The sequence below is a fragment of the Saccharopolyspora sp. NPDC002686 genome (assembly GCF_040295745.1).
GTDB lineage: Bacteria > Actinomycetota > Actinomycetes > Mycobacteriales > Pseudonocardiaceae > Saccharopolyspora > Saccharopolyspora oryzae.
Genome location: NZ_JBEOVY010000081.1, coordinates 1 through 24,730 on the forward strand (window position 1 = coordinate 1; position 24,730 = coordinate 24,730).

Genomic DNA, 24,730 nt, shown 5'->3' on the forward strand with positions numbered 1-24,730 from the left:
GGCAGCGGGACGTTGCTGATCAGCGCGTCGAACAGCAGCGCCGCGCCCTGTCCCGCCAGCGATGGTCGTTCTTGCCACCATCGCCGCTCACGCAACGGGAGCACCGCGGCGGGCGACTAGGCTGAAGCTGGTTTTCAGAGGAGGGAGCGGAGGTGGCCCAGCCGGTGCCGTTGGGTTCGCGCGATCGCCCGTTGCGCGACCAGGTGTGCGAGGAGATCCGCAACCGCATCATCGACGGCCGCTTCGCGCCAGGCGACCGCATCGTGGAGCGCGAGCTCGCCGAGGAGCTGGCCGTTTCGCGCGTGCCGGTGCGGGAGGCCTTGCGCACGCTGCGCGTCGAGGGCTTCGTCGAGGACGTCGCCCGGCGCGGGGTGATCGTGCGCCGGCTGGACCGGCGCGACGTCGAGGAGCTCTTCGACGTCCGGGAAGCACTGGAGGGCATGGCCTGCCGACTGGCCACCGCCAAGGCCGATGCGCGCGGGCTGCGCGCGCTGCAGCGCCACCTCAGCCGGGCGGACAAGGCGCTGCGCAGCGACGACCTCGCCGCAGTGGGCAAGGCGAACGCGGACTTCCACGACGAGATCGTGCAGCTGGCCGACCACCACCTGCTCGCCGGCATGCTGGAGCCGCTGCAAGGCCGCCTGCACTGGCTGTTCCAGCAGGTGGAGGACCCGAAGGCACTGTGCGAGGAGCACACCCACCTCTACGAGGCGATCGCCTCCGGCGACCCGGACCGGGCCGCTGCGGAGGCGATCCGCCACGTCAACCACAACCGCGAAGTCGCCCGGCACCTCCTCTTCCCGGAGGCCTGAGGCGCAGCGGAACTACAGGTGCTGCTCGGCGATCTTCTCGGCGAGGGTCGGGAGGAGCGTCGCCGCTTCGCGGATGCAGCGCTGGGGGTCCGGCTCGATGTCGGTGAGGGCGTAGACCGCTTCGACGCCCGCTTCGCGGAGTCGTTCCGGGGAGAGCTCCGAGCGGCCGGCGATGGCCACGACCGGGACGTTCGCCGCGCGGGCTCGGGCCGCCACTCCGGCCGGGCCCTTGCCGTTCAACGTCTGCTCGTCGATGGAGCCCTCGCCGATGATCACTAGGCCCGCGCCCTCGAGCTGGTGCTCGAAGTCGATCAGCTCCAGGACCACGTCGACGCCGGGGCGCATCCGGGCGCCGAGGACGGCGAGCGCCGCGTACCCGACGCCTCCCGCCGCCCCGGCGCCCGGCTGGTCGGCCACATCGCGGCCGCCGGCCGCGAGCACGGCGCGGGACCAGTTCGCCAAGGCCTCGTCCAAGAAGCGCACCTGATCGGGGTCGGCGCCCTTCTGCGGGCCGTAGACGTGGGCCGCGCCGCGCTCGCCGAGCAACGGGTTGTCCACATCGGACGCGAGGACGATCTCGGTGTCGGCCAGTCGCGGGTCCAGGCCGGAGAGGTCCACCGAGGCGACTCGCGACAGTGGTCCACCGCCTGGGGGCAGGGGATGCTCCGCAGCGTCCAAAACCCGTGCCCCCAGGACGGTGAGCATTCCGGCGCCGCCGTCGGTGCAAGCACTGCCACCGACGCCGAGCACCACAGTTCGCGCGCCCGCGTCGAGCGCGGCCAGGATCGCTTCGCCGGTGCCCTCGCTGGACGCCGCCAGCGGGGCCAGGTCGTCGGGGTCCAGCAGCGCCAGCCCGGAGGCCGACGCCAGCTCCACCACGGCCTTGTCGTCGAAGATCGCGATCTCGGTGTCCACCGGATCACCGACCGGCCCCGAGACGGTGACCGGGATCGACACGTACCCGGCGGCCACCGCGGCCTGCACGGTGCCGTCCCCGCCGTCGGCGACGGGGGCCGACCGGACCTCGACCTCGGGCCGGACCCGGCGCAGGCCGGTGGCCACCGCTGCGGCCACCTCCGGCGCGGTCAGCGAGCCCTTGAACTTGTCCGGCGCGATCAGGACGGGTCCAGGCAAAGCGAACTCCTGTTGTGCAAAGGGTTGGGTGTTCCCCGCCGAGACGCCCGGCACGTGCACGGCGGGGAACACCGAGGGTCGTCGGACATTCCACCCGACTACCCGGTCTGTGGGAAGTGGGGAAGGCGTTCACCGGAACACCACCGCGCGTTCCGGTGAACGCTCCCTCTCGCAGGGCTGCCCTGAAGCCCCGCACGGGGTGCGCGAGTGTGTGACAGGACCGATCGGCCCGGTTCCCAGCGGGCCGACGCCCTCCGCACCCCGAGTTCACTCAGGCGTTCGGCACTTCCTCCGGCTCGATCATCGCGTCGATGCGGATGCCGCGAGCGGTGTTCGCCTCCCGCTCGATCATCACCTCGACCAGGACCGGGCGGCTGGTGGCGACAGCCTCCTTGCGGGCCCACTCGATCGTGTCGGCGATGTCGCCCGGCTCGAAGACCCGGCGACCCGAGCAGCCGTAGGCCTCCATGATCTTGACGTTGTCCGTGCCGTGGTCGTCGTAGTGGATGTCGACCTCGGTCTTCATGCCGAACGCGTCGCCCTCGGCCTGGCGGATCAGGCCCAGGTACTCGTTGTTCAGCATGATGATCACGAACGGGACGTCGTACTGGGCCGCGACCGCCAGCTCCTCGACCAGGAACTGGAAGCCGTAGTCGCCGACCACCGCGACGACCTCGGCGTCCGGCTTCGCCGACTTCACGCCGATCGCCGCCGGGATCTCCCAGCCGAGCGGACCGGCCTGGCCGCACACCTGGTAGTGCCGCGGCAGGTGCGCGGTCTGGAACTGGCCGCCCCAGATCTGGTAGAGGCCGATCGCGGTGACGAAGTACGTCTCCGGCGGGAAGACCTCGTTGATCTCCCGGTACACGCGCGGCGCCTTGATCGGCACGGTGTCGTAGTCGTCCGGCCGGGTCAGGGTCTGCTTGAGCACGCCGACCCTGGCGACCCACTCGGAGTAGTCCTTCTTCGCGTTCCGCTTGCGGGCGACGTCGATCAGCGCGTCCAGGAACAGCCGGGTGTCCGAGACGATGCCCAGGTCCGGTCCGAAGACCTTGCCGATCTGGGTCGGCTCGATGTCGACGTGGATGAACTTGCGGTCACCGCGGTAGGTGTCCAGGGCACCGGTGTGCCGGTCGCCGAAGCGGGCGCCCAGCGCCAGCACCAGGTCGGACTCCAGGAACGACTGGTTGCCGTAGCGCTGGCTGGTCTGGATGCCGGTCATGCCGGCGAACAGCTCGTGGTCCTCCGGGAAGGAACCCTTGCCCATCAAGGTGATCTGCACCGGGACGCCGAGCAGCTCGGCCAGTTCCCGCACCTGCTCGTGGGCCTCGCCGAGGATGACACCGCCACCGGCGAGGATCAGCGGGCGGTCGGCCTCCAGCAGCATGTCCAGCGCGCGCTCGACGCGCGGCAGGTGCGGCTCGACGGCCGCGATCGGCAGCGGGGCGTCCAGCGACGGGTCCCACTCGATCTCCTGCTTCTGCACGTCCAGCGGCAGGTCGATCAGCACCGGGCCGGGGCGGCCGGAGCGCGCGATGCGGAACGCCTCGCGGAAGATCCACGGCGCCTGCGCGGCCTCCTTGACCTGCACCGCCCACTTGGTGACCGGCTTGGCGATGTCGACGATGTCGACCGCCTGGAAGGCCTCCTGGTGCAGCTTGCTGGAGACCGCCTGGCCGGTGATGCACAGGATCGGGATGGAGTCGGCGATCGCGGTGTAGAGACCGGTGATCATGTTGGTGCCGGCCGGACCGGAGGTGCCGATGGCCACACCGACGTTGCCGTTGGTGCGGGCCCAACCGTCGGCCATGTGGGTGGCGCCCTCTTCGTGGCGGACGATCAGGTGCTCGATGCCGCTGTCCTCCATCGCCGCGTACAGCGGGAGGATCGCCGCGCCGGGGCAACCGAAGGTGACGTCCACGCCCTCGGACTTGAGCACGTCGACGACGGCCTGCATGACAGGGACTTTGGCCATGGTGTAAGACTTCCTCTCGGGTGCTGCGCGCACCTTGTTGGGAACGGGTCGGCGGTTCTGGTTGCTTGGCGGCGCTTGGACCGCTGACCCGTGACCGTCTTGCTCTTCGAGATCGCCCGGTGGGGCGTGCCGGTCGAGTCGACCGACTGCAGGTGGAACAGCGGTGCTGCGCAGGAGTTCTGCCGCAGGAGACGAGGGATCTCCCGCGCAGCACCGCGGTCTCGGGGTCGTGAGTGCGAAAACCGGCTCCCACCGACTTATGCGCTCACGACCGGTTTTCAGTCGCGGCCGTTGAGCTGCGTGATCTGCTTGAGCAGACCGGAGTGGTCGAGCTTGCCGTCGCCCTGGGCGACCGCTGCCGCGACCAGCTGGCTCACCAGCGAGCCCAGCGGGATCGTCAGACCCGCGTCGCGCGCGGCGGCCTGCACGATGCCCATGTCCTTGTGGTGCAGCTCGAGGCGGAAGCCGGGGGCGAACTCGCGGTCGCGCATCTTGTCGCCCTTGGCGTTGAGCACGGTGCTGCCGGCGAGACCGCCGCCCAGCACCTCGAGCCCGGCCTTGGTGTCCACGCCGTGCGCCTCGAGGAACACCAGCGCTTCGGCGACCAGACCGATGTTGCCCGCCACGATGAGCTGGTTGGCGGCCTTCACGGTCTGCCCGGCACCGGACGGTCCAACGTGGACGATCGTGGTGCCGACCGCGTTCAGGACGTCCTGCGCCGCGGCGAAGGCGTCGGCCTCGCCACCGACCATGATGGACAGAGTGCCGTCGATGGCCTTCGGCTCGCCGCCGCTGACCGGCGCGTCGATGGCGCGAACGCCCTTCTCCGCGGCGGCTTCGGCCACCCGCCGCGAGACGTCCGGGCGGATGGTGCTGCAGTCGATGAGCAGCGCACCCGACTTGGCGTTGGCCAGCACGCCGTCCTCGCCGAGCACGACGGCCTCGACGTCCGGCGAGTCCGGCAGCATGGTGAAGATGATCTCGGCGTCGCGCACGGCCTCGGCGACGCTCGCCGCCGCCTTGCCGCCGTCGGCGACCAGCTTGTCGATCTTGGCCTGGCTGCGGTTGTAGCCGACGACCTCGTGCCCGGCCTTGACCAGGTTGGCAGCCATCGGGCCGCCCATGATCCCGAGCCCGACGAATGCGACCTTGCTCATGGTGTTACCTCCGTTGGCTCAGCGCTTGATCCAGCCGAAGCTGTCCGCGCTGGCTCCGCTCGGCTTGTACTCCAGCCCGACGTAGCCGCGGTAGCCCGCGCCGTCGAGCCGGTTGAAGAAGTTGTCGAAGTCGATCCCGCCGGTGCCCGGCTCGTTGCGGCCCGGGGCGTCGGCGATCTGCACGTGGCCGATGGCCGCGGCGTGCTTGTCGAGCGCCGCGTTCCAGTCGTCCCCGTTGGCCACCAGGTGGTAGATGTCGAACAGCAGGCGCAGGTTGTCCTCGCCGCCCGCGGCGCGCACCCGGTCGATCACCGCGATGGCGTCGTCGGCGGTCTTGAGCGGGTAGGCGGGCATGCCGCTGACCGGCTCGACCAGCACGGTGCCGCCGATGCGCGACACGCCCTTGGAGGCGCGCACCAGGCTCTCGGTGGCGACCTGGTCCTGCGCGGCCGGGTCGACGCCGTCGATCCGGTTGCCGTACAGGGCGTTGAAGGCGCGGCAGCCGAGGCGCTCGCCGATGCCGACGACGACGTCGACGTTGTCGGCGAACTCGCCGGCCCGGTCGGGGTTGGACAGCACGCCGCGGTCACCCGCGGGCATGTCGCCGGCGAAGAAGTTCAGGCCGACCAGGGAAACCCCGGCGTCCTCGATCGCCTGCACGAACCGGTCCACGTCGCGGTCGGCGGGCACGGCCTCCGCGAACGGCCACCAGAACTCGACCGCGTCGAAACCGGCCGCCTTGGCCGCCGCGGGTCGGTCCAGCACGTCCAGTTCGGTGAACAGGATCGAGAGGTTGACCTCGTACCGGTTCGGATCCATGGGCACCCCCTCGGGAGAAGATTCGGAGATCTCGCATCTGAAATTTCGTGATGCGGAAGTCTTGTTTCGTACAGCGATAGATTAGCGGCATCTCGCACGCCGCGCAACGACTCCCCCCGAGTTACCCGCCGGTCGCCAACTGCGCTACGCAGAGCCGAAAACCACGCGCGCCCCAGGACGACTACGGTGCGAGCAGGGAGGTTCCGCCGATGATGTTGCGAGTTGAATTCACCACCGAACCCTTCGAAGGCGAAGGCGAGCCGCCGGCGCACGCCGTGGCCGCGCGCGACTGCCTGCGCGCCGCCGGACTGGAGCCCGACTTCGGTCCGCTGGGCACGTCGATCACCGGCGACCGGGAGACGCTGCTGCCCGCGCTGGCCCGGGTGGTCGAGACCGTGCTGAACACCGGTGCGAATCGGATCACTCTGCAGGTGACCGTCGACGGCACCGAAGACGATCAGGTTTAGGCTGGTCAGCGTGCATCCGCTCGCCAACGCGATCGCCCCGCTGCTGGATCACATCGGCGGCACCGCCGTACCCGCGGACCAGCGCCAGCCCGGCGACGTCGTCCTGTACTGGGAAGGTGCGCCGGCGGTCGCCGTGCGGCTGCCCGGCGAGGAGCTGACCAGCGCCCTGGACCGGATCATCCGCGCGGTCGAGACCGAACTGGGCGGCCACCTGCCCGACCTGCCGCGCCCGGACAAGCAGCGGGCCGTCCGGCTCCTCGAAGAGCGCGGCGCGTTCACCATGCGCAAGTCCGTCGAAACCGTGGCCAAGGCGCTCGGCGTCAGCCGCTTCACGGTTTACAACTACCTGAACCGCGACCAGACCGACCGCAACTGAGAGCCAGTCAGTGGTTGCGTTGCTCAGGTGGTCGCCTAGCGGAACCTGAGAGCTTCCCTGGACTGCGGGTGCCCCTCCTGATGTATGCCCCAATACACGGCGGAGGGGCCGTCCTCGCCAGGAAACCTCTCAGAACCCGCAGGTGGTCCTTCTGCGTAGGTGGCCCAAGCGGCTGGCGCCGCTTCCACAAGCGCGGACGGCTACGCCGACAGGCACTGGACGCATCCCCACGAGCCCCTCTTGCACTCGAGGCAAGAGGGGCTTTCTTGTGCCGGTCGCACAACCCGCGACCAGGATTTTTCAACAAAGTGTTGACACTTGTTCAGCTCAGTCGTAGCTTTTGCCGCACCGGAGCTCGACCAGCAACCGCACCACAGCCCAGGCATGCTCGGACCCCCGTCCGCCGCCTCCGCTCCCCCGGAAAACCTTCCGGGGCCGCACACATCCTGTGAGAGTTTGCGATGTCAACAACCACCCAGGACCGGCTCAACGGCCTGCCCCGCGCGGAACTCGTCGAGCAGCTCCTAGCCTGCCTGGACATCCCGCGCTGGGCCGCCGACATCGCCGACCGGCGCCCGTTCGCCGACGCCGACGCGATCTACCGGGCGGCCGAAGCCGCCGCCCCCTCGCTGACCCGCGAGGAGATCGACCAGGCGCTCGCCGCGCACCCGCGCATCGGCGACCGGCCGAAGGGTACGGACACCTCGTCGAAGTTCTCCCGCAACGAGCAGGCCGGCGTTGGCGACGACGCGGAGCTGGCCCGCGCGCTGCGGGAGGGCAACGAGGAGTACGAACGGCGGTTCGGGCACGTCTACCTGGTCTGCGCCAGCGGTCGCAGCGGCGCGGAGCTGCTGGAAATCCTGCACTCCCGCTTGGACAACGAGCCGGAAACCGAGCTGCGGATCGTCGAGGACGAACTCCGCAAGATCGCACGTTTGAGATTGGCGAAGGTGATCGAAGGATGAGTGCCGTCACCACCCACGTTCTCGACGCCGCCCGGGGCAAGCCCGCGGTCGACGTCGCGATCCGGCTGGAGGCAGCCAAGGGCGCCGAGTGGGAGGCGCTCGCCGACGGGCGGACCGACGACGACGGCCGGATCAAGGACCTCGGCCCGGAGCGGCTCGAGGCCGGGGACTACCGGCTCACCTTCGACACCGGCGCCTACTTCGAAGCCCAGGGCACTGCGTCGTTCTACCCGCAGGTCCAGATCACCTTCCGGATCACCGATCCGGAGCAGCACTACCACGTTCCGATTCTGCTGAGCCCGTTCGCCTACTCCACCTACCGAGGGAGCTGATCACCCCATGGGCATCGTCTTGGGTCCCAACCAGTACGGCAAGGCCGAGGTCCGCATCGTTTCGGTCAACCGGGACCACGCGCGCCACACCATCAAGGACCTCAACGTCAGCTCCTCGCTCCGCGGCGACCTCGACGGCGCGCACCTCACCGGTGACAACAGCAACGTGCTGCCCACCGACACCCAGAAGAACACGGTCTACGCCTTCGCCAAGGAAGCGCCGATCGGCGAGATCGAGGACTTCGCGCTGCGGCTGGGCCGGCACTTCGTCGGCACCGCGGACGGGATCAACGGCGCTCGCATCCTCATCGACGAGTACAGCTGGGAGCGCATCCCCGTCGGCGGCACCGGCCACGACCACTCCTTCGCCCGCTCGACCGACGAGAAGCGCACCACCGCGGTGACCATCGACGGCGACCAGGCGCACGTGGTGTCCGGGCTCAAGGACCTGATCGTGCTCAAGTCCACCGGCTCCGAGTTCTGGGGCTACCCCAAGGACAAGTACACGACGCTGGCCGAGACCAACGACCGGATCCTGGCCACCGCGGTGACCGCCCGCTGGCGCTACCTGCACACCGACGTGGACTGGGGCAAGAGCTTCGAGTCGATCCGCGCCACCATGCTGGAGGCCTTCGCCACCACGCACAGCCTGGCGCTGCAGCAGAGCCTTTACGAGATGGGCAAGGCTGCCATGGAGAAGCACCCGGAGGTGGCCGAGGTCCGGCTGTCGCTGCCGAACAAGCACCACTTCCTGGTCGACCTGGAGTACTGCGGCCTGGAGAACAACAACGAGGTGTTCTTCGCCGCGGACCGCCCGTACGGCCTGATCGAGGGTGTCGTCAAGCGCGACGACGTCGAGGACGCGCCGCAGGCCTGGTACAGCCTCCCGCAGTTCTGATCGAGCGCTTCCGCCGGGAACGAGGGCGTTCCCGGCGGAAGCCCCGCACACCGCACCACGGGCTCCTCCGGCAGCGAGGAGTCGGCTTTTCAAGGATCACCGCCGATCCTGGACCTAGGGGCCACCGGAGGGAGACATTTCTGGTGGCCCTCGCTGCTATCCGGACTTCGGGCAACAGCCCGGAAACCCCACAGGTCCACTGTGGAACGAAATTTGATCTTCCCGAAACGAGCAGAAGAACCCCGGCAGTGATAGTGACCTGATCTGACCCTGCGGCCCAGGAGTCACCCATGGCCCTCTTCAAGACCCGCCGCAACCGCGGCTCCCGGAACGGAAGAACCACCGACGTCCACCCGGTGGACGAGGTGATGCCGCCCGTGCGCATGATGGCGTTCGGCATCCAGCACATCGCCGCGATGTACGCGGGTGTGGTGGCACCACCGCTGATCGTCGGCGAGGCCATGGGCCTGCCGCCGACGCAGATGACCTTGCTCATCGGGGCGAGCCTGTTCACCGCTGGCATCGCCACCATGCTGCAATCGCTGGGGATCTGGAAGATCGGTGCCCGGCTGCCGTTCGTCAACGGCGTCACGTTCGGTTCGGTCGCGCCGATGCTGGCCATCGTCGCGCAGCAGGGACAGCAGCAGTCGCTGTCGGTGATCTACGGTTCGGTGCTGATCGCAGGCCTGCTGGCCTTCCTGATCGCCCCCTACTTCTCCCGCATGGTGCGGTTCTTCCCGCCCGTGGTCAACGGAACCGTGATCACGCTCATCGGTCTGGCGCTGATGCCGGTGGGCATCAAGTGGATCGCCGGGACCAACCCGGACGCCCCGGACTACGCCGCCCCGCAGAAGATCGCGCTCGGCGCGGCGACCTTCGCCCTGGTGCTGCTGTTCAACCGCTTCCTGAAGGGCTTCTGGAACCGGATCGCGCTGCTCATCGGCCTGGTGGTGGGCACGCTGATCGCCTGGCCGCTGGGCATGATCAACACCACCACGTTCGACTCGGCACCGGTGTTCAACCTGCCCACCCCGTTCGCGCTGGGCGCGCCGATGTTCGACCTGACCGCGACCATCTCGATCTGCATCGTGATGCTGGTGGCGATGATGGAGACCACCGCGGACATGGTCGCGCTGGGCGAGATCGTGGACCGGCCGGCGGACGAGAAGACGATCGCCGCGGGTCTGCGCGCGGACGGCGCGGGCAGTGCGCTCAGCGCCGTGTTCGGCGGCTTCACCTGCAGCGCCTTCGCGCAGAACATCGGCCTGGTGGCGCTGACCCGGGTCCGCAGCCGGTACGTGGTCGCGACGGCCGGTGGCGTGCTGGTGCTGCTGGGCCTGTTCCCGGTCGTCGGCGCGGTCGTCTCCCTCGTGCCGCAACCGGTTCTGGGCGGCGCCGCGCTGGTGCTGTTCGGTTCGGTGGCCACCAGCGGCATCCGCACGCTGAGCAAGTCCGACCTCAGCGACCCGTTCAACTCGCTGATCGTGGCCGGCGCGCTGGGCATCGGCCTGATCCCGGTGGTCGCGCCGCAGTTCTACGAGCACTTCCCGTCGGCGCTGCGCACCGTGCTCGACTCGGGCATCAGCACCGGCTGCATCGCGGCCCTGCTGCTGAACCTGCTGTTCAACGCCTGGCGCAAGAAGCCGGAGGAAACCGGCGGAACCGTCGGCGGTGACACCGTCGCGGTGATCGCGACCGCACCGGGCGAGAGCCCCGTCCCGGAGCCCCGCCAGACGCTGAAGGACTCCTCCTCGTCCGAAACCCTGCACTGACGTCCCACCGCTGAAGGGCACCTCCGAGCTGAACTCGGAGGTGCCCTTCTTGCGGGTTTCGGGTAGTTCATCCGTGCTCCGATCATCCGAACCTGCTGCGGCGAACGGAGGTTCTTCCCCGGCGGTCGAATCGGGCCCGCGGCGGACTCGTTGATCAGGCGCAACTATGCGCCGAAGTTGGGAGACGCGATGCGGGTTCGGGCACTGATGACCGCCGCACTGGCCGGGATGGCGATGCTGGCCACCCAAACCACCGCCACCGCGCAGCAAGCCGGTGATCCGCTCAGCGAGAAGCAGTGGGGACTCGCGCAGCTCCGCGCGCCGGAGGCCTGGTCCACCAGCACCGGGGCCGGTCAGATCATCGCCGTGGTGGACACCGGCGTCGACCTCGGGCACCCCGAGCTGGCGTCGAAGCTGGTCCCCGGCGCGACCTTCGCCGCCTGCGGCGACCGACCGGCGCCGTGCGGCAACGGCGACTGGCGCGGCGTGGACGGCGTCGGGCAGGCCTCCGACGTGCACGGCACGCACGTCGCGGGCATCGCGGCCGCCGCCGCGAACAACGGCGTCGGCATCGCCGGCGTCGCGCCGGATGCGCGGATCATGCCGGTCAAGGCGCTGGAGAACGGTTCCGGCAGCTTCGAGGAGATCGGCGCGGGCATCCGCTGGGCTACCGACCACGGCGCGAACGTGATCAACCTCAGCCTCGGCGCCCAACCCGGCACCCAGCTGCTGACGCTGCTCGGCCAGGGCGCCGAGACCAAGGACGCCATCGCCTACGCGCGCGAGAAGGGCGTGGTCGTGGTGGCCTCCGCGGGCAACGAGACCGCGCCGCTGTGCGACACCCCGTCCTGGGAGGCGGGCGCGCTGTGCGTCGCCGCCACCGACTCGGCCGAACTGCACTCGGTGTACTCCAACCTCACCCTGAAGCCGGACATGAAAGCCGTTGCCGCGCCGGGTGGTTCGTCGCTGAACGGCTGCGACGGCGACGTCTGGTCCGCGGTCCCGCGCGGCACGGGCTCGGCGAAGTGCGGTCAGGGCGACTACGACTCGCTCGCCGGAACGTCCATGGCCGCCCCGCAGGTCGCGGGCGTCGCCGCGCTGCTCGGCGCGCAGGGCCGCAACGCCGACAGCATCGAGCAGGCGCTGATGAAGTCGGCCCGCACGCCGATCCTGGGCGCTCGCGGGGTGTTCACGCCGCTGTACGGCTACGGCGTCGTCGACGCCGCGGCCGCCGTCGCGCAGCCCATGTGACCTGGTGCGAACGGGCCGTCCACCTCGCTCCGCGACGTGGACGGCCCGTTCTCCTACCACCAACGGCTAATAGCACCAACGATTTTCACGCCCTCCTACCCGCTCGGCTAAAACTCCTCGACCGCAAGCGGAAATCTCTGGACAATGATCACAGGGACCGCGTTCCGGTGCGCGGCCGTCGAGCTATCCAGGAGCGTGGGAGCGATGGACCTCTCCAAGCTGTTCAAGATGGTGTCCCCGGCCAAGCACCACAGCCGCGACCACTCCGGCAGCGGGCACCGCCGCCGCTACGACAGCAGCGACGGACACCGCCGCCGGCGGTACGACAGCAGCGACGATCACCGTCGTCGCTACGACAGCAGCAACGACCACCACCGGCGTCGCCGCAGCAGCAGCGGCGGTCACTACCGGCGCCGCAGCCACAGCTGATCGCGGTAGCCGGCGGTGCTGATCGACGCGTTGAGCTCTTACTACTACGGCGAACCGGACCACAGCTGGGGACCGGGCGAAGCACCGCTGGCCCCGGGTGAGCTCCTCGCGCCCGGCTACCGGGTCGTCGACCACCTGCGCCGCGGCAACCGCCTCGACGTCTACGACGTCTGGAGCGAAGAGCGGTCCTGCCGCTGCGTCGCCAAGACCGTCCGGCCGGAGCGGGCCGAGGACCAGCGCGCGGTGGGATGGCTGCGCAACGAGGGCGTGCTGCTGACCCAGTTCACGCACCCGCACCTGGTGCGCGGCTACGAGATCGTCCGGACCGAAGAGCCCTCGCGACCAGCGGTGATCACCGAAACCCTGCCCGGCCACACGCTGAGCTACCTGATCGACGAGCACGGCAGGCTGCGCCCGGTCGACGCCGCGGTGCTGGGCATCCAGCTGTGCTCGGTGCTGACCTACCTGCACCGCCGGGGCTGGGTGCACCTCGACGTCAAGCCGTCCAACATCGTCGAGGTCGGCGGCCGCGCGGTGCTGCTCGACCTGAGCCTGAGCTGCCGCATCGGCGAACGCAGCTCGGCGGGCACCTTCGACTACCTCTCCCCCGAGCAGGCCAAGGGAGAGGCGATGACTCCGGCGGCAGACACCTGGGGCCTGGGCATCACGCTGTACGAAGCCCTCTCCGGCACCACCCCGTGGGCGGACGTCTCGCACCGCGAGCAGAACAGCAACGGAACCCGCTACTACCCGCAACGCGACCGCACGGCAGCACCGCTGCGCACCCACCGACGCCTGCCGGCAGCGCTGTCCCGCACCATCGACGCCTGCCTCGCCCCGGACCCGAACTCCCGCCCCACGATCGAAGAAGTGGCAACCGACCTGATCACCTGGTCCGGCGCAGACCCCCGCACAGCCGTGGCGTGACCACCGGGTCAAGTCACCTGGTCAAGTCACCGGGTCCGGTCACCGGAGAGTCAAAATTCCATTGAAATCGAAGGTCCAATTTCAATGGAATTTGCGGATCGACGGCTCAGCGGCGACGGCGGAATGCGATGGCGGTGGCGATCAGCGCGGCGGCCAGGGCGAACTGCCCGCCCGAGACGATGCGGTTCACGCTGACCGCCGGGTGCCAGCACACCGATCCGTCGCCCGAGATCGAGAAGGCCCCGGCCGGTCGCGCGACCACGCCGACGCCCCGCCCGTCGTCGTCCCGACGGCCGCGGCGCCCACCCCCGATCCGGATGTTGGCCACCGGCACCAGAGTGGTGTCCCCCTGCTGCACGGGCTCGCCGAAGACCTGGTGCTTGCCCAACCGATCGGCGAGCAGCCCGACGACGTCGACGTGCTCGTTCTCAGCCATGCCCAACCCCCAACGCGACGAAGATTTCCGACCACCCCGACGCTAGTACGAATCCACCCCCACCGTCGCGCAGCAGCCGGAAAAGGTGACTCGTGAGTGCGAAGACCGGCTGGAACCGGCTTTCCCACTCACGACCAAAAGTGCGTCGGTCGGGTCTGATCCCGCCACTACGCTCAGCACCGTGGTCCAGGCACCGACCGTTCAGCTCGTCGAAGTCGCCGGTGGCGCGCTGACCATCGGAGCGGAGGCGAAGCGCCGGCCTGGAAGGCTGCTCGACGTCAGCCGGTCCGCCCGCGGCTCCTTCGCGGTTCTCGCATTACCTCGCGGGTAATCGACACGCTGACCTCTCGTCGCGAAACTCGGTTCAGCTGTCGCGAATGGAGAGGGACTGGCATGGATTTCCGCGCTACCACTGAGAAATTCCTGCGCACGCTGGCCGGTGGCGATGCGGAGGAGATCGCCGCGCTGTTCGCTGAGCGCGTCGACTGGAAGATCTACGGCTCACCGGACGTCCCGTGGATCCGCCACTGCAGGACCCGCGAGGACGTGGCGGACTTCTTCCGCACCATGCTGGGAAGTTTCGCGCCCGAAGGCCGCTCTGCCGAGATCGACCACATCCTCGTGGACGGTCCGCACGCGGTGGTGCTGGGCGAGATATCGCAGGTCATCAAGGCCAACGGCCGAGCTTTCAGCACCCCGTTCGCCCTGCACCTCACCGGCGGAGAACGGCCTGATCACCCGCTACCACATCTACGAAGACAGCCTCACCGTCGCGCAAGCCGCGGCGTAGACGGTCGTGCGTGCGCAGCAGTGCTGGAACACTGCTGCGCACTCACGTCTGTCAGAGGCGGCCGAGCTTGCGGATCTCGGCTTCGGGGAGGCCGGTCAGCTGTTCGACCTCCGCCGCGTCGATGACGCCGTTGTCGAGGGCGCGGACGAACGAAGCCGCCAGGGCGCGGGCCGTGGCCGGCTCGTCGAGGACCGCTCCGCCGCTGGCCGACGCGTACGCCGACAGGCGCTTGGCCTCCGCCGGGGCGGAGTCGCGGAAGGCCGCGAAGACCGCCGCGTAGCGGGTCACCAGCTGGGCCGGGTGGAGGTCCCAGCCCTGGTAGAAGCCGTGTTCGAGGGAACGGCGGGTGAGGTCGTAGTGGGTGCGCCAGCCGTGGTGGACCTGGTCGCCGACCGGCAGGACGTTCGTCGAACCGTCGGAGAGGAACACCCCGGTGCCCGCGGCCGACACCTGCATCACGTGGCGTGCGAAGTCGCAGGCGCGGTGCGCGAGGTGCTGGTGGGCGGCGGTCAGGCCGCAGCTGGCGGTGTAGTCGTAGGTGCCGAAGTGCAGGCCGGTCACCCGGCCGGCGCCCGCGCGGAGGAAGCGCGGCAGCGCGAGACGCCCCTCTGAGTCCACAATGGACTGCGTGGTCTCCACCTGGATCTCGAAGCGCAGCGCGCGCTCCGGCAGACCCAGCTGCTGCTCGAACAGGCCCAGGAACTCGACGAACACCTCGACCTGCGCGACGTCGACGACCTTCGGGAAGGTCAGCACGAACCCGTCGGGCAGACCGCCGTGCTTCCCGAGCAGCGCGGTGAGGAAGACGTCCAGCGTGCGCACCGAACGAGCGCGCAGCTGCGGGGTGTCGAAGGACTTCACCCGCAACCCGAAGTTCGCCGGGGCAGCGCCCTCGCGCAGCCAGTCGGCGAGCACCCCGGCGGTGCGCACGGCCTCGGCGTCCTCGGCCTCGTCACCGGGGTTGCCGTAGCCGTCCTCGAAGTCGATGCGCAGGTCCTCCAGCGGGGAGTTCTGCAGCTTGGCGCGCAGCCGCGGGTGCACGGCGCGGGCGATCTCGGGGTCCATGCCGAGGATCTCGATCAGGTCCTCGGGCCGAGCCGCATCCCGGTCGAGCGCGGCCAGCGCCTCCTGCTCCCACTGCCGCACCGTGTCGGCGTCGACCTTGTTCGCCGGCACGTAGCAGGTGTGCACCGGCTGCCGAACCGCCCGCGCACCCGGATAGGTGCCGGCGATGTGCTCGTCCACGGCGGAAAGCCGGTCGAGCCTGCGGTTGACCTCGGCGGTTTCCAGCGAGGTTCTGGCCACTTGCGCTCCCTTCGGTTCGACAGCCGGGAGGCGTCCCCGGCTGCCCAGCTCGGCTGCGGCGAAGGGGCCGCGCGTCCCCGGAACGCGATCGCAGCGGGAATTCCGCTGAGATCGCGGGAGGACGCACGACCCCCGATCACCGCAGTTCGATCAGTCGATCTGCTCGTAGGCGGGCAGCGTCAGGAAGTCGACGAACTCGTCGGCGACCGCCACCTGCTCGAACAGCTCGACCGCCCGGCCCAGGTTCTCGACCGGGAAGCCCTCCTCGGCACGCAGCTGCTTCTCGGTGTCGGCCAGCGTCTCGCGAACCAGGTCGGCGGTGACCCGCTCGCCGCCGGCCAGCACCACGTCGTTGTGCAGCCACTGCCAGATCTGCGACCGGGAGATCTCCGCGGTCGCGGCGTCCTCCATCAGGTTGTGGATCGCCGCCGCACCGTTGCCGCCCAGCCAGGACACGATGTAGCGGACACCCACGTCGACGGCCGCGCGCAGGCCCTCGATGGTCTTCTCACCCGGGGTCTCGGCCACCGCGAGCAGCTGGTCGGCGGTCACGGAGACCTCGTCGCGGGTGCGGTCGATCTGGTTGGGCTTGTCGCCCAGCACCGCGTCGAACTCCTCGAAGCAGATCGGCACCAGACCGGGGTGGGCGACCCAGGAACCGTCGAAGCCGTCGCCGGCCTCGCGCTTCTTGTCCGCGTGGACCTTGTCCATCGCCGCGGCGTTGGAGTCGTCCTTGGTCGGGATGAACGCGGCCATGCCGCCGATGGCGAACGCACCGCGCTTGTGGCAGGTGCGCACCAGCAGTTCGGTGTAGGCGCGCATGAACGGCGCGGTCATGGTCACCGAGTTGCGGTCCGGCAGGATGTACTTGTCGGAGTCGCGGAAGGTCTTGATGACGCTGAACAGGTAGTCCCAGCGACCGGCGTTCAGGCCCGCGGAGTGGTCGCGCAGCTCGTAGAGGATCTCCTCCATCTCGAACGCGGCCGGGTAGGTCTCGATCAGCACGGTGGCGCGCACCGAGCCGTGCGGAACCCCGAGCTCCTGCTGGGCGTGGGTGAACACGTCGTTCCACAGGCGAGCCTCGAGGTGGCTCTCCATCTTCGGCAGGTAGAAGTACGGTCCGCTGCCGCGGCTGATCAGTTCCTTGGCGTTGTGGAAGAAGTGCAGGCCGAAGTCGACCAGGGCGGCGACGGCGGGCTTGCCGTCGACGAGGACGTGCTTCTCGTCGAAGTGCCAGCCGCGCGGGCGCACCAGCGGCACGGCGTGCTTGACGTCGTCGCGCAGCTTGTAGGTCTTCTTGTCGGTGACCAGCTCGATCTGCTTGCGCACCAGGTCGTAGAGGTTGACCTGGCCGGAGACGACGTTGCGCCAGTGCGGGGTGTTGGCGTCCTCGAGGTCGGCCAGCCAGACCTTGGCGCCGGAGTTCAGCGCGTTGATCGCCATCTTGCGGTCGGTCGGGCCGGTGATCTCCACGCGGCGGTCGGCGATGTCGGCCGGCGGCGCGGCCACCTGCCAGTCGCCCTCGCGGATGTGCCGGGTCTCCTCGAGGAAGTCCAGCCGCCCCTTGGCGGTGGCCTCCGCGCGGCGCTGCTTGCGGCGCTCGAGCAGCTCGTCGCGCCGGGCGCCGAAGGCGCGCTGCAGACCGGCCACGAACTCGAGCGCTTCCTTGGTGAGGATCTCGTCCCCGCGCTCGACGGCGCCGCCGATGACCTGCACTCCTGCTGCCGTTTCGGACATGAGAAGTCCACCCTTTCTGCTGCCGGGTTCCAGACGGTGGCTGATGGCTCACCTTGCCGCGTGGCGGACCTGCGCGCACCCGAGGCTGCGCGACGCCCGTTCCGCTTGCGGTACGCCCGTAATGTTTTTCTGCATCGTGGATGTTAGTTTCCGTATAGCGTTCGAAGCAACATGAGCTGTCACACCCGTCACGGACTAGACTTCGGTCAGTCCGAAGGGCGAAAAGGGAGTTCTGCGATGACCACGGGCCCGCAACGGGCAAGCCAGGGCGGAGGGGTGCAGTCCGTCGAACGCACCTTCGAGCTGCTGGAACTCATGGCCGACGCCGGGGGCGAGGTGGCGCTGTCCGAACTCGCCGAGAAGTCCGGACTACCGCTGCCGACGATCCACCGGATCATGCGCACCCTGGTGAGCAACGGCTACGCCCGCCAACAACCGTCCCGCCGCTACGCGCTCGGCCCCCGGCTGATCCGCCTCGGCGAAACCGCCAGCCGCGCGCTCGGCTCCTGGGCCCGCCCCTACCTGGCCGAGCTCACCGAGGCGACCGGCGAGACCTCCAACATGGCGGTGCTCGACGGCGAGCAGATCGTCTACGTCGCGCAGGTGCCCTCGCAGCACTCGATGCGGATGTTCACCGAGGTGGGCCGCCGGGTCGACGCGCACGCCACGGCGGTCGGCAAGGCCGTCATGGCCACCATGCCGCCGGACACCGTGACCCAACTGCTGTCCCGCACGACCATGCACCCGCAGACGGAGCGCACCATCGTCACCGTCGAGTCGATGCAGGCGGAGCTGGACCGCATCCGCCAGCAGGGCTACGCCCTGGACGACGGCGAGCAGGAGGTCGGCGTCCGCTGCTACGCGGTCGCGGTCCCCGGCGCGCCGGCGGGCGCGGCGATCTCGATCAGCGGCCCGGAAGGCCGGATGCTCCGCATCTCGACGGACGAGGTCGTCCCCCTGATGCAACGCCTGGCCAAGGACCTCTCCGCCGAACTGAGCGCCAACAACACGCCCTGACCTCCGAAAACCCGCCCAGGACCACAGTTTCAATTGAAACTGTAGATCTACGCGTGGAGATTTACAGTTTCAATTGAAACTGCAGACCCCAGCCACGAGGTTTCGCAGTTTCAATTGAAACTGTGGTCCCGTGCCACACGACCGGGGGAATAAGGGGTGGGGGTTCCGTGCTGGAGGGGGCATGAGCGATGCGACGGAGCAGGTGGCGGGTGTCGAGGCCCAGCGGTTGGTGGCGTTCAGCAGTGATCCGCAGGGCGGGAACCCCGCCGGGGTGGTGCTCGACGCGTCGGGGTTGACCGATGCGGAGATGCTGCGGATCGCCGCCGACATCGGGTACTCCGAGACCGCGTTCCTGTTCCCGCGCGGCGAGCGCGCGCACGACGTCCGGTTCTTCAGCCCGAAGGCGGAGGTCGCCTTCTGCGGGCACGCGACGATCGCCACCTCGGTCGCGCTGGCCGAACGCGACGGCACCGGCCCGTTCGACCTGCACACCCGGGCCGGGCTGGTCTCCGTCGACACCCAGGTCGACAACTCCGGCCGGCACACCGCGACGCTCACCAGCGTCCCCACCTCGGTCAGCGACGTCGACCCCGCCGCCGTCGACGAGGCGCTGGCGGCGCTCGGCTGGACCCGCGACGACCTCGACCCGGACCTGCCGCCCAGCGTGGCCTTCGGCGGCAACGACCACCTCGTCCTCGCGGTGTCCACGAGGGCCAAGCTCGCGGCGCTGTCCTACGACTTCGAGCGCCTCGGCAAGCTGATGGCCGACCAGGACTGGACGACGCTGCAGCTGGTCTGGCGCGAGAGCCCCGAGCTCTTCCACGCCCGCGACCCGTTCCCACCGGGCGGCGTGGTGGAAGACGCCGCGACCGGCGCGGCAGCGGCGGCGTTCGGCGGCTACCTCAAGCACCGCGGCCTGATCACCCCGCCGGCGCGCTTCCGCATCCACCAGGGCTTCGACATGGGCCGCCCCAGCATCCTCGACGTCGAGATCTCCGAGGCCCACGACCAGATCCGGGTCACCGGCACGGCCACCCGGATCAAGCGCTGAGCCGGGATCTGCGGCGGAGCCACCAGACCGTCAGGGCGACCGCTGCGGCGATGCCCACGACCGGGAGGCCGGCCAGGCCCGCGATGGCTTCCACCCGTTCGTAGGCGTCGCCCGACCAGGCTCCGAGGAGGACCAGGGTCGTCGCCCAGGTGATCGCGACCGGGAGGTTGCAGAGGGTGAAGCGGAGGTGGGTCATGCGGGTCCGGGCCGCCAGCCGCGGCACCAGGGTTCGCACCGCCGCGAAGCACTGCGACACCGAAACGGTCACCTCGGCGCGACTGTCCAATGCGGACACCAAGCGCTCGAACCGCTGCTCCCCCAAGCGCTTCACCAACTCGCGCCGCAGCAAGCTGCCGCGCCGACCGCGGTAGAAGCCGTGCTGGCACCCCAAAGCCGTCGCGCTCGCCGCGCAGACAGCAGCCAGCCACACCGGCGCCACGCCTTGCCCGGCCAACCAGCCGAGTGCCAGGACGGTGCCCGTGCCCGGCAGGAAAACCCCTATCACCAGGCCGGATTCGGCGAACAGCACCAGCACTCCGGCGATCAGCGCGACCGGACCGGGGATCCCGGACAGGAAATCGGTCACCGGCCGAGCAATTCGGGGATCCGCGCATCCCACGACTCGCCGTGCGGCTCCAGCGCGACCTCGCGGACGTCGTCGGGACGACGGCGGATCCGCAGCATCAGGTGGCTGTCGGCGAGCCGTTCCGCCAGGCCCTCGCCCCACTCCACCACCACGGCGGCTTCGGTGAGGTCGGTGTCCAGGTCCAGGTCGTCGATCTCGTCCAGCCCGCCCAGCCGGTAGGCGTCGACGTGCACCAGCGCCGGGCCGTTGCCGGAATCCGGCCGGTGCACCCGCGCGATCACGAACGTCGGCGAGGTCACCCTGCCGGTGACGCCCATGCCTGCCGCGATCCCCCGCGCGAGCACGGTCTTGCCCGCGCCGAGCGGCCCGTCCAGCAGCACCAGGTCGCCGGCGCGCAGCGCAGCGCCCAGCCGTCGGCCGAACTCGAGGGTGTCGGCCTCCTGCGGCAACTCCGCGATCCGCAGCGCAGAACTCACTTCCCGCTCACCTTCCCCACCGCCCTGCGCAGCAGCGCGGTCAACTGCTCGGTGACCAATTCCGGCCGTTCCAGCATCACCGGGTGGCCCGCTCCTTCGACGCGCACCAGCGTCGCGTCCGGCAGCTCGGCGGCCAGGCTCTCGGCGTGCGGCGAGAACGGCGTGACCCGGTCGGCGTCGCCGCTGAGCACCAGCACCTCGCAGGTCCGGAGCGCGGCGAGCGCGGTTTTGCGGTCGTGCAGGCCGATCGTCTCCAGGAAGTCGGTGACGACCTCGACCGTGGTCGCTCCGATCATCTCCGCCATCAGGTCCACCACCGCGGGCGAGATCTTGCGGTCCCCGAACGACAGCGAGCGGATCAGGCTCCAGGTGATCTTGTCGCCTGCCCTCCGGGTGCGTTCCACCAGGTCGGGCTGGATGCTGGACAGCAGCGCGAGCCCGCGCGGCACCGGGTTGACGCGCGAGAGCCAGGTCCGGGGCAGCCCGGCCGCGCCGACCGAGTCGGCCGCGGTGCCGATCAGCGCCACCGCGCGGACCCGCTCGCGGAACAGCTCCGGGCGCTGCTCGGCCAGCGCCATGATCGTCATGCCGCCCATCGAGTGCCCGACCAGAGCGATCGGTCCCTTCGGCGCCATCGCGCGCAGGACCGCGTCGAGGTCCCGGCCGAGCTGCTCGATCGTGCTGTTTCGCTTGGTGGAGTGCCCGGAGCGGCCGTGGCTGCGCTGGTCGTACTGCACCACCCGGACCCGCGGATCGGTGAGCTCCGGCAGGTCGCGGCGCTGGAAGTGCCAGCAGCGGGAGTCCAGCGCGAACCCGTGCACCAGCACCACGGTCAGGTCCGGCTCGCCACCGTCGGCGGGCTCGATCTCCTGCACCGCCAGCGGAACTCCGTCGTCAGCGGCCACAGTGGACTGCCGGGTCGGGCGGAGCCGGCCCAGCGGCTCGTCGGCGTGCGGGTCCTCCGCGGATTCGCGCTGCCCGGCGACCCGCGTGCTGTGCGCGACGACGCCGACCGCGGCGCCGGTGACCGCGGCACCCAGCACACCGCTCGTCCAGGCCAGCGCCTGCCAGACGGGTTTCACACCGACTCCAGGCTCATCACGTCTCGTCCTCGACGGTTCGCGTCACGCGCGGGCGGTACATGCCGGTGACGATCTCGTAGTGGATGGTGCCGATCTCGTCGGCCCACTCCGCCGCCGTCGGCTCGCCCTGGTCGCCCGGCCCGAACAGCAGCACCTCGTCGCCCTCGTGGACCTCGTCGTCGCCGATGTCGACCACCAGCTGGTCCATGCAGACCCGGCCGCGCACCGGACGCCGCTTCCCCGCCAGCCACACCGACATCCGGCCGGACAGGGTGCGCGGCACGCCGTCGGCGTAGCCCACCGGGACCAGCGCGAGCCCGGTCGGCCGGTCCGCGGTCCAGGTGTGCCCGTAGGAAACGCTCTCACCAGCGGCGATGCGCTTGGTCAGCACCACCGAGGAGCGGAAGGTCATGGCCGGGCGCAGGTCGTGGTCGCCGTCCTGCGGCACCGGGTCCAGCCCGTAGACGGCGATGCCCGGCCGGACCAGCTCGAAGTGCAGGTCGGGGCGGGTGAGCACGGCGGCCGAGTTGGCGATGTGCCGGATCGGGTCCAGCCCCGCCGCGCGCGCCTGCTCGTACGCGCGCTGCAACCGCGCGGCCTGCTCGTCGATGGAGGGGTGGCCGAGCTCGTCGGCGCAGGCCAGGTGCGACCACACCGCGACGACCTCGACGTTCCCGTCGGCCTCGGCCTTCGCGGCGGCTTCCACCAGCGCGGGCCAGAGCTCGCCCGGGCAGCCGCTGCGCGACAACCCGGTGTCGATCTTGAGGTGGACCCGCGCGACGCGGTCCTGCGCCGCGGCCGCCGCCTCGATCTTCTGCAGGCCGGTCAGCGACGACGCGGAGAGCTCGACGTCCTCGGCGATCGCGGGCGCGAAGTCCTCGTCCACGGCGTAGAGCCAGCAGAACACCGGAGCGGTGATGCCGGCGGCGCGCAGCTGCAGCGCCTCGCCGACGGAAGCGACTCCGAGCTGATCAGCGCCGGATTCGAGCGCGGCGCGCGCTACGGTCACCGCGCCGTGGCCGTAGCCGTCGGACTTCACGATGGTCATCGTGCGAGCACCCGACTCGCGGGCACGCGCCGAGAGCACCCTCACGTTGTGGCGGATCGCGCCGACGTCGATGCGCAGGTCGGCGCGGTACGCGGGCTGGTCACTCATGGCACGGTCATCGTCGCACACGGCCGGACCGCCAATACCGACAACCGGTGCAGATCAACCCAGGGCAGCCCGGCGGACCTCGCGGATCGCCATCGGGACCGCCTCCAGCAGCGCGGAGGCCCCGATCGGGGCGCCCACCGCGGGCGGGTCGACGGATCCGGCGTGCGCGGCGAGGTCCGCGGCCAGCGAGTGCACGTGGGCGGCGTAACCGCAGGCCAGCCAGGGTTCCACGCCGCTGGCCAGGAGCGCGCCGATCAGGCCGGTCAGGACGTCGCCGGAGCCTGCGGTGGCGGGCCAGGAGTGCTGCGCGTCGTTGACCAGCACCCGGCCGTCCGGGGCGGCGACGATCGTCGTGTTGCCCTTGAGCAGCACCACCGCGTCGAAGCGCGCGGCGACCTCCCGAGCCGCCTCGACCCGGTCCGCGCCCAGCTCGTGCCCGGCCAGCCGCGCGAACTCACCGGCGTGCGGCGTCAGGACCAGCGGGGTGTCCGGGTCGCGGGCGTCCCAGAGCGTCGGGTCGTTGGCGAACAGGGTGATCGAGTCGGCGTCGGCGCACACCGGCCGCCCGGACTCCAGGACGTGCTGCAGGACGTCGCGCCCGCTGGCGCCGAGGCCGATCCCCGGGCCGACGGCCCACGCCTGCACCTTCCCGGCGTCGCGGACCGACCCGGTCGCCACCACCTCCGGCCAGTGCGAGCGCACCACGTCGGCGGCCGGACCGGCGTAGCGGACCATGCCGGCGGTCGCCTGCACCGCAGCCCCGCTGGCCAGCACCGCAGCACCGGGATAGGTCGCCGAACCGGCGGCGACGCCGATCACACCCTGGGTGTACTTGTCGTCGGTCGGCCCCGGAACCGGCCAAGCCGCACCGATCTCGGCGGGCTGCAGCACGTGGAGCTCGGGGTCCGGCAGGTGGTCGTCGAGCCCGATGTCGACGACCTCGAGCTCGCCCGAGCGCACCGCGCCCTCGCCCAGCACGTGGCAGGGCTTGCGGCCGCCGAAGGTCACCGTCAGATCCGCCGACACCGCCGGCCCGTCGACGGCGCCGGTCATCGGGTCGACGCCGCTGGGCAGGTCGACGGCGATCACCGGCACCTCCACCCGGCGCACCAGCTCGGCCGCGGTCGGCCGCAGCGATCCGCGCGCGGACAGCCCGACGATCCCGTCGACCACCACGTCGGCCCGCTCGACGGCGTCCGCCGCATCGGCGCCGATCCCCGAGGTGTCCGGGCTCGGACCTTCGGCCGACACCGCCCGGCCTCCAGCGCGCCGCAGCGCGGCGAGCCCGGCGGCGTGCGCCTTCTCCGGCGCGAGCAGCACGGCGGTGACGCCGACTCCGCGGCGACGCAGGAAGGCTCCCGCCCACAGCGCATCGCCGCCGTTGTTCCCGGCCCCGACCAGCAGCGCGACGCGCCGACCGGAGACTCCGCCGGTGATGTCGGTGAGCACTCGCGCGGTGTGGACGGCGACCGCGTAGGCGGCGCGGCGCATCACGACCGGCTCCGGCGTCTCGGCGAACAACTGCTGTTCGGCCGCGCGGATCTGGTCCGGGGTCCACACTCCGTGCATCGCGTCCTCCCTCATCACGGCACGACGATTGCGCACAGTCTGCCCCTCGCCCCACCAACGACGAACAACCCCACTCCCCCCGGGCATTTCACCCCCCGCCCAGGTTCCGCCGCGACCGCTCCAGACCACAGTTTCAATTGAAACTGCGATCCGCCGTGCCTGGGTTTTACAGTTTCAATTGAAACTGCACACCCGGGCGTGTCGGGACCCC

General features: G+C 70.3%; 26 protein-coding genes. 14 read left to right on the forward strand and 12 right to left on the reverse strand.

Going from position 1 to position 24,730, the window contains the following annotated elements:
• Positions 1 to 164: 164 nt before the first annotated feature.
• A complete protein-coding gene (locus ABTZ89_RS13525) occupies positions 165 to 812 on the forward strand; it encodes a GntR family transcriptional regulator (protein WP_351044011.1) in 648 nt (215 codons plus the stop codon).
• Positions 813 to 824: 12 nt separating this feature from the next.
• On the opposite strand, the gene ABTZ89_RS13530 is transcribed toward ABTZ89_RS13525, so the two are convergent.
• The 4 genes from ABTZ89_RS13530 to ABTZ89_RS13545 all read right to left on the reverse strand — a co-directional run bounded on the left by ABTZ89_RS13530 (position 825) and on the right by ABTZ89_RS13545 (position 5,897).
• Positions 825 to 1,946: a glycerate kinase gene (locus ABTZ89_RS13530; RefSeq protein ID WP_351044014.1), complete on the reverse strand. Its 1,122-nt coding sequence runs from the start codon at positions 1,944 to 1,946 to the stop codon at positions 825 to 827.
• Between the two features lie 271 nt (positions 1,947 to 2,217).
• Positions 2,218 to 3,921 (reverse strand): glyoxylate carboligase, encoded by a 1,704-nt coding sequence (gene gcl / locus ABTZ89_RS13535; RefSeq protein ID WP_351044016.1) that lies wholly within the window; start codon positions 3,919 to 3,921, stop codon positions 2,218 to 2,220.
• A 278-nt stretch (positions 3,922 to 4,199) separates the two neighbouring features.
• On the reverse strand, positions 4,200 to 5,078 hold the full coding sequence (locus ABTZ89_RS13540; protein WP_270947682.1) for a 2-hydroxy-3-oxopropionate reductase: 879 nt from the start codon (positions 5,076 to 5,078) through the stop codon (positions 4,200 to 4,202).
• Between the two features lie 18 nt (positions 5,079 to 5,096).
• Positions 5,097 to 5,897, reverse strand: coding sequence for a hydroxypyruvate isomerase family protein (locus ABTZ89_RS13545; RefSeq protein ID WP_351044019.1), 801 nt, complete (start codon positions 5,895 to 5,897; stop codon positions 5,097 to 5,099).
• Between the two features lie 209 nt (positions 5,898 to 6,106).
• Here ABTZ89_RS13545 and ABTZ89_RS13550 point away from each other — a divergent pair, with 209 nt between their 5' ends.
• The 9 genes from ABTZ89_RS13550 to ABTZ89_RS13590 all read left to right on the forward strand — a co-directional run bounded on the left by ABTZ89_RS13550 (position 6,107) and on the right by ABTZ89_RS13590 (position 13,314).
• A complete protein-coding gene (locus tag ABTZ89_RS13550; RefSeq protein ID WP_351044022.1) occupies positions 6,107 to 6,364 on the forward strand; it encodes a thiamine-binding protein in 258 nt (85 codons plus the stop codon).
• 10 nt (positions 6,365 to 6,374) lie between these two features.
• Positions 6,375 to 6,740: a helix-turn-helix domain-containing protein gene (locus tag ABTZ89_RS13555; RefSeq protein ID WP_408641809.1), complete on the forward strand. Its 366-nt coding sequence runs from the start codon at positions 6,375 to 6,377 to the stop codon at positions 6,738 to 6,740.
• 461 nt (positions 6,741 to 7,201) lie between these two features.
• Positions 7,202 to 7,705: a 2-oxo-4-hydroxy-4-carboxy-5-ureidoimidazoline decarboxylase gene (uraD, locus tag ABTZ89_RS13560; RefSeq protein WP_351044025.1), complete on the forward strand. Its 504-nt coding sequence runs from the start codon at positions 7,202 to 7,204 to the stop codon at positions 7,703 to 7,705.
• Entirely contained in the window at positions 7,702 to 8,037 is a 336-nt protein-coding gene (gene uraH / locus ABTZ89_RS13565) for a hydroxyisourate hydrolase (protein WP_270947678.1), read from the forward strand. The genes uraD and uraH overlap by 4 nt, the downstream gene beginning before the upstream one ends.
• 7 nt (positions 8,038 to 8,044) lie before the next feature.
• Entirely contained in the window at positions 8,045 to 8,935 is an 891-nt protein-coding gene (gene pucL, locus ABTZ89_RS13570) for a factor-independent urate hydroxylase (protein ID WP_270947677.1), read from the forward strand.
• Between the two features lie 290 nt (positions 8,936 to 9,225).
• On the forward strand, positions 9,226 to 10,707 hold the full coding sequence (locus ABTZ89_RS13575; protein ID WP_270947676.1) for a nucleobase:cation symporter-2 family protein: 1,482 nt from the start codon (positions 9,226 to 9,228) through the stop codon (positions 10,705 to 10,707).
• Positions 10,708 to 10,896: 189 nt separating this feature from the next.
• A complete protein-coding gene (locus tag ABTZ89_RS13580; protein ID WP_351044030.1) occupies positions 10,897 to 11,958 on the forward strand; it encodes a S8 family serine peptidase in 1,062 nt (353 codons plus the stop codon).
• 204 nt (positions 11,959 to 12,162) lie between these two features.
• Complete coding sequence (locus ABTZ89_RS13585; RefSeq protein ID WP_270947674.1) at positions 12,163 to 12,387, forward strand: hypothetical protein; 225 nt, start codon at positions 12,163 to 12,165, stop codon at positions 12,385 to 12,387.
• 15 nt (positions 12,388 to 12,402) lie between these two features.
• Positions 12,403 to 13,314 (forward strand): serine/threonine-protein kinase, encoded by a 912-nt coding sequence (locus ABTZ89_RS13590; RefSeq protein WP_351044034.1) that lies wholly within the window; start codon positions 12,403 to 12,405, stop codon positions 13,312 to 13,314.
• A 106-nt stretch (positions 13,315 to 13,420) separates the two neighbouring features.
• Here the strand turns inward: ABTZ89_RS13590 and ABTZ89_RS13595 are convergent, their stop codons facing one another.
• Complete coding sequence (locus ABTZ89_RS13595) at positions 13,421 to 13,750, reverse strand: hypothetical protein (protein ID WP_351044040.1); 330 nt, start codon at positions 13,748 to 13,750, stop codon at positions 13,421 to 13,423.
• 181 nt (positions 13,751 to 13,931) lie between these two features.
• Between ABTZ89_RS13595 and ABTZ89_RS13600 the strand changes: the two genes are divergently transcribed.
• Positions 13,932 to 14,081 carry a hypothetical protein gene (locus tag ABTZ89_RS13600; protein WP_351044043.1) on the forward strand — a complete coding sequence of 50 codons (150 nt, stop codon included), beginning with the start codon at positions 13,932 to 13,934 and terminating at the stop codon, positions 14,079 to 14,081.
• Positions 14,082 to 14,143: 62 nt separating this feature from the next.
• Positions 14,144 to 14,665 carry a nuclear transport factor 2 family protein gene (locus tag ABTZ89_RS13605; protein ID WP_351044047.1) on the forward strand — a complete coding sequence of 174 codons (522 nt, stop codon included), beginning with the start codon at positions 14,144 to 14,146 and terminating at the stop codon, positions 14,663 to 14,665.
• On the opposite strand, the gene ABTZ89_RS13610 is transcribed toward ABTZ89_RS13605, so the two are convergent.
• Entirely contained in the window at positions 14,592 to 15,845 is a 1,254-nt protein-coding gene (locus ABTZ89_RS13610) for a DUF6986 family protein (protein ID WP_351044050.1), read from the reverse strand. The two genes, ABTZ89_RS13605 and ABTZ89_RS13610, sit on opposite strands and share 74 nt — an antisense overlap.
• Positions 15,846 to 15,995: 150 nt before the next feature.
• On the reverse strand, positions 15,996 to 17,582 hold the full coding sequence (aceB, locus tag ABTZ89_RS13615; protein ID WP_351044053.1) for a malate synthase A: 1,587 nt from the start codon (positions 17,580 to 17,582) through the stop codon (positions 15,996 to 15,998).
• Between the two features lie 237 nt (positions 17,583 to 17,819).
• On the opposite strand from aceB, the gene ABTZ89_RS13620 reads away from it, so the two are divergent.
• Both ABTZ89_RS13620 and ABTZ89_RS13625 read left to right on the forward strand, forming a co-directional pair.
• Positions 17,820 to 18,599, forward strand: a complete 780-nt coding sequence (locus ABTZ89_RS13620; RefSeq protein WP_270947668.1) for an IclR family transcriptional regulator — start codon at positions 17,820 to 17,822, stop codon at positions 18,597 to 18,599.
• Positions 18,600 to 18,780: 181 nt separating this feature from the next.
• Positions 18,781 to 19,650 (forward strand): PhzF family phenazine biosynthesis protein, encoded by an 870-nt coding sequence (locus tag ABTZ89_RS13625; RefSeq protein ID WP_351044058.1) that lies wholly within the window; start codon positions 18,781 to 18,783, stop codon positions 19,648 to 19,650.
• On the opposite strand, the gene ABTZ89_RS13630 is transcribed toward ABTZ89_RS13625, so the two are convergent.
• The 5 genes from ABTZ89_RS13630 to ABTZ89_RS13650 are packed head-to-tail and all read right to left on the reverse strand — an operon-like array spanning position 19,640 to position 24,519.
• A complete protein-coding gene (locus ABTZ89_RS13630; protein ID WP_351044061.1) occupies positions 19,640 to 20,236 on the reverse strand; it encodes a DedA family protein in 597 nt (198 codons plus the stop codon). The two genes, ABTZ89_RS13625 and ABTZ89_RS13630, sit on opposite strands and share 11 nt — an antisense overlap.
• On the reverse strand, positions 20,233 to 20,712 hold the full coding sequence (gene tsaE / locus ABTZ89_RS13635; protein ID WP_270947665.1) for a tRNA (adenosine(37)-N6)-threonylcarbamoyltransferase complex ATPase subunit type 1 TsaE: 480 nt from the start codon (positions 20,710 to 20,712) through the stop codon (positions 20,233 to 20,235). The genes ABTZ89_RS13630 and tsaE overlap by 4 nt, the downstream gene beginning before the upstream one ends.
• Positions 20,709 to 21,794, reverse strand: a complete 1,086-nt coding sequence (locus ABTZ89_RS13640) for an alpha/beta fold hydrolase (RefSeq protein ID WP_270947664.1) — start codon at positions 21,792 to 21,794, stop codon at positions 20,709 to 20,711. Before ABTZ89_RS13640 ends, tsaE begins: the two co-directional genes overlap by 4 nt.
• Before the next feature lie 16 nt (positions 21,795 to 21,810).
• Positions 21,811 to 22,950 carry an alanine racemase gene (gene alr, locus ABTZ89_RS13645; protein WP_351044066.1) on the reverse strand — a complete coding sequence of 380 codons (1,140 nt, stop codon included), beginning with the start codon at positions 22,948 to 22,950 and terminating at the stop codon, positions 21,811 to 21,813.
• Positions 22,951 to 23,004: 54 nt separating this feature from the next.
• On the reverse strand, positions 23,005 to 24,519 hold the full coding sequence (locus ABTZ89_RS13650; protein WP_351044068.1) for an NAD(P)H-hydrate dehydratase: 1,515 nt from the start codon (positions 24,517 to 24,519) through the stop codon (positions 23,005 to 23,007).
• Positions 24,520 to 24,730: the final 211 nt, after the last annotated feature.

What these genes read in the sequence shown, in the direction of transcription:
- uraH (WP_270947678.1), top strand. Translation starts at nt 7,702, where the DNA reads ATGAGTGCCGTCACCACCCACGTTCTCGACGCCGCCCGGGGCAAGCCC.
- ABTZ89_RS13545 (WP_351044019.1), bottom strand. Translation starts at nt 5,897, where the DNA reads ATGGATCCGAACCGGTACGAGGTCAACCTCTCGATCCTGTTCACCGAA.
- ABTZ89_RS13650 (WP_351044068.1), bottom strand. Translation starts at nt 24,519, where the DNA reads ATGCACGGAGTGTGGACCCCGGACCAGATCCGCGCGGCCGAACAGCAG.
- pucL (WP_270947677.1), top strand. Translation starts at nt 8,045, where the DNA reads ATGGGCATCGTCTTGGGTCCCAACCAGTACGGCAAGGCCGAGGTCCGC.
- ABTZ89_RS13585 (WP_270947674.1), top strand. Translation starts at nt 12,163, where the DNA reads ATGGACCTCTCCAAGCTGTTCAAGATGGTGTCCCCGGCCAAGCACCAC.
- gcl (WP_351044016.1), bottom strand. Translation starts at nt 3,921, where the DNA reads ATGGCCAAAGTCCCTGTCATGCAGGCCGTCGTCGACGTGCTCAAGTCC.
- aceB (WP_351044053.1), bottom strand. Translation starts at nt 17,582, where the DNA reads ATGTCCGAAACGGCAGCAGGAGTGCAGGTCATCGGCGGCGCCGTCGAG.
- ABTZ89_RS13595 (WP_351044040.1), bottom strand. Translation starts at nt 13,750, where the DNA reads ATGGCTGAGAACGAGCACGTCGACGTCGTCGGGCTGCTCGCCGATCGG.
- ABTZ89_RS13605 (WP_351044047.1), top strand. Translation starts at nt 14,144, where the DNA reads ATGGATTTCCGCGCTACCACTGAGAAATTCCTGCGCACGCTGGCCGGT.
- ABTZ89_RS13620 (WP_270947668.1), top strand. Translation starts at nt 17,820, where the DNA reads ATGACCACGGGCCCGCAACGGGCAAGCCAGGGCGGAGGGGTGCAGTCC.
- alr (WP_351044066.1), bottom strand. Translation starts at nt 22,950, where the DNA reads ATGAGTGACCAGCCCGCGTACCGCGCCGACCTGCGCATCGACGTCGGC.
- ABTZ89_RS13540 (WP_270947682.1), bottom strand. Translation starts at nt 5,078, where the DNA reads ATGAGCAAGGTCGCATTCGTCGGGCTCGGGATCATGGGCGGCCCGATG.
- ABTZ89_RS13550 (WP_351044022.1), top strand. Translation starts at nt 6,107, where the DNA reads ATGATGTTGCGAGTTGAATTCACCACCGAACCCTTCGAAGGCGAAGGC.
- ABTZ89_RS13575 (WP_270947676.1), top strand. Translation starts at nt 9,226, where the DNA reads ATGGCCCTCTTCAAGACCCGCCGCAACCGCGGCTCCCGGAACGGAAGA.
- uraD (WP_351044025.1), top strand. Translation starts at nt 7,202, where the DNA reads ATGTCAACAACCACCCAGGACCGGCTCAACGGCCTGCCCCGCGCGGAA.
- ABTZ89_RS13580 (WP_351044030.1), top strand. Translation starts at nt 10,897, where the DNA reads ATGCGGGTTCGGGCACTGATGACCGCCGCACTGGCCGGGATGGCGATG.
- ABTZ89_RS13625 (WP_351044058.1), top strand. Translation starts at nt 18,781, where the DNA reads ATGAGCGATGCGACGGAGCAGGTGGCGGGTGTCGAGGCCCAGCGGTTG.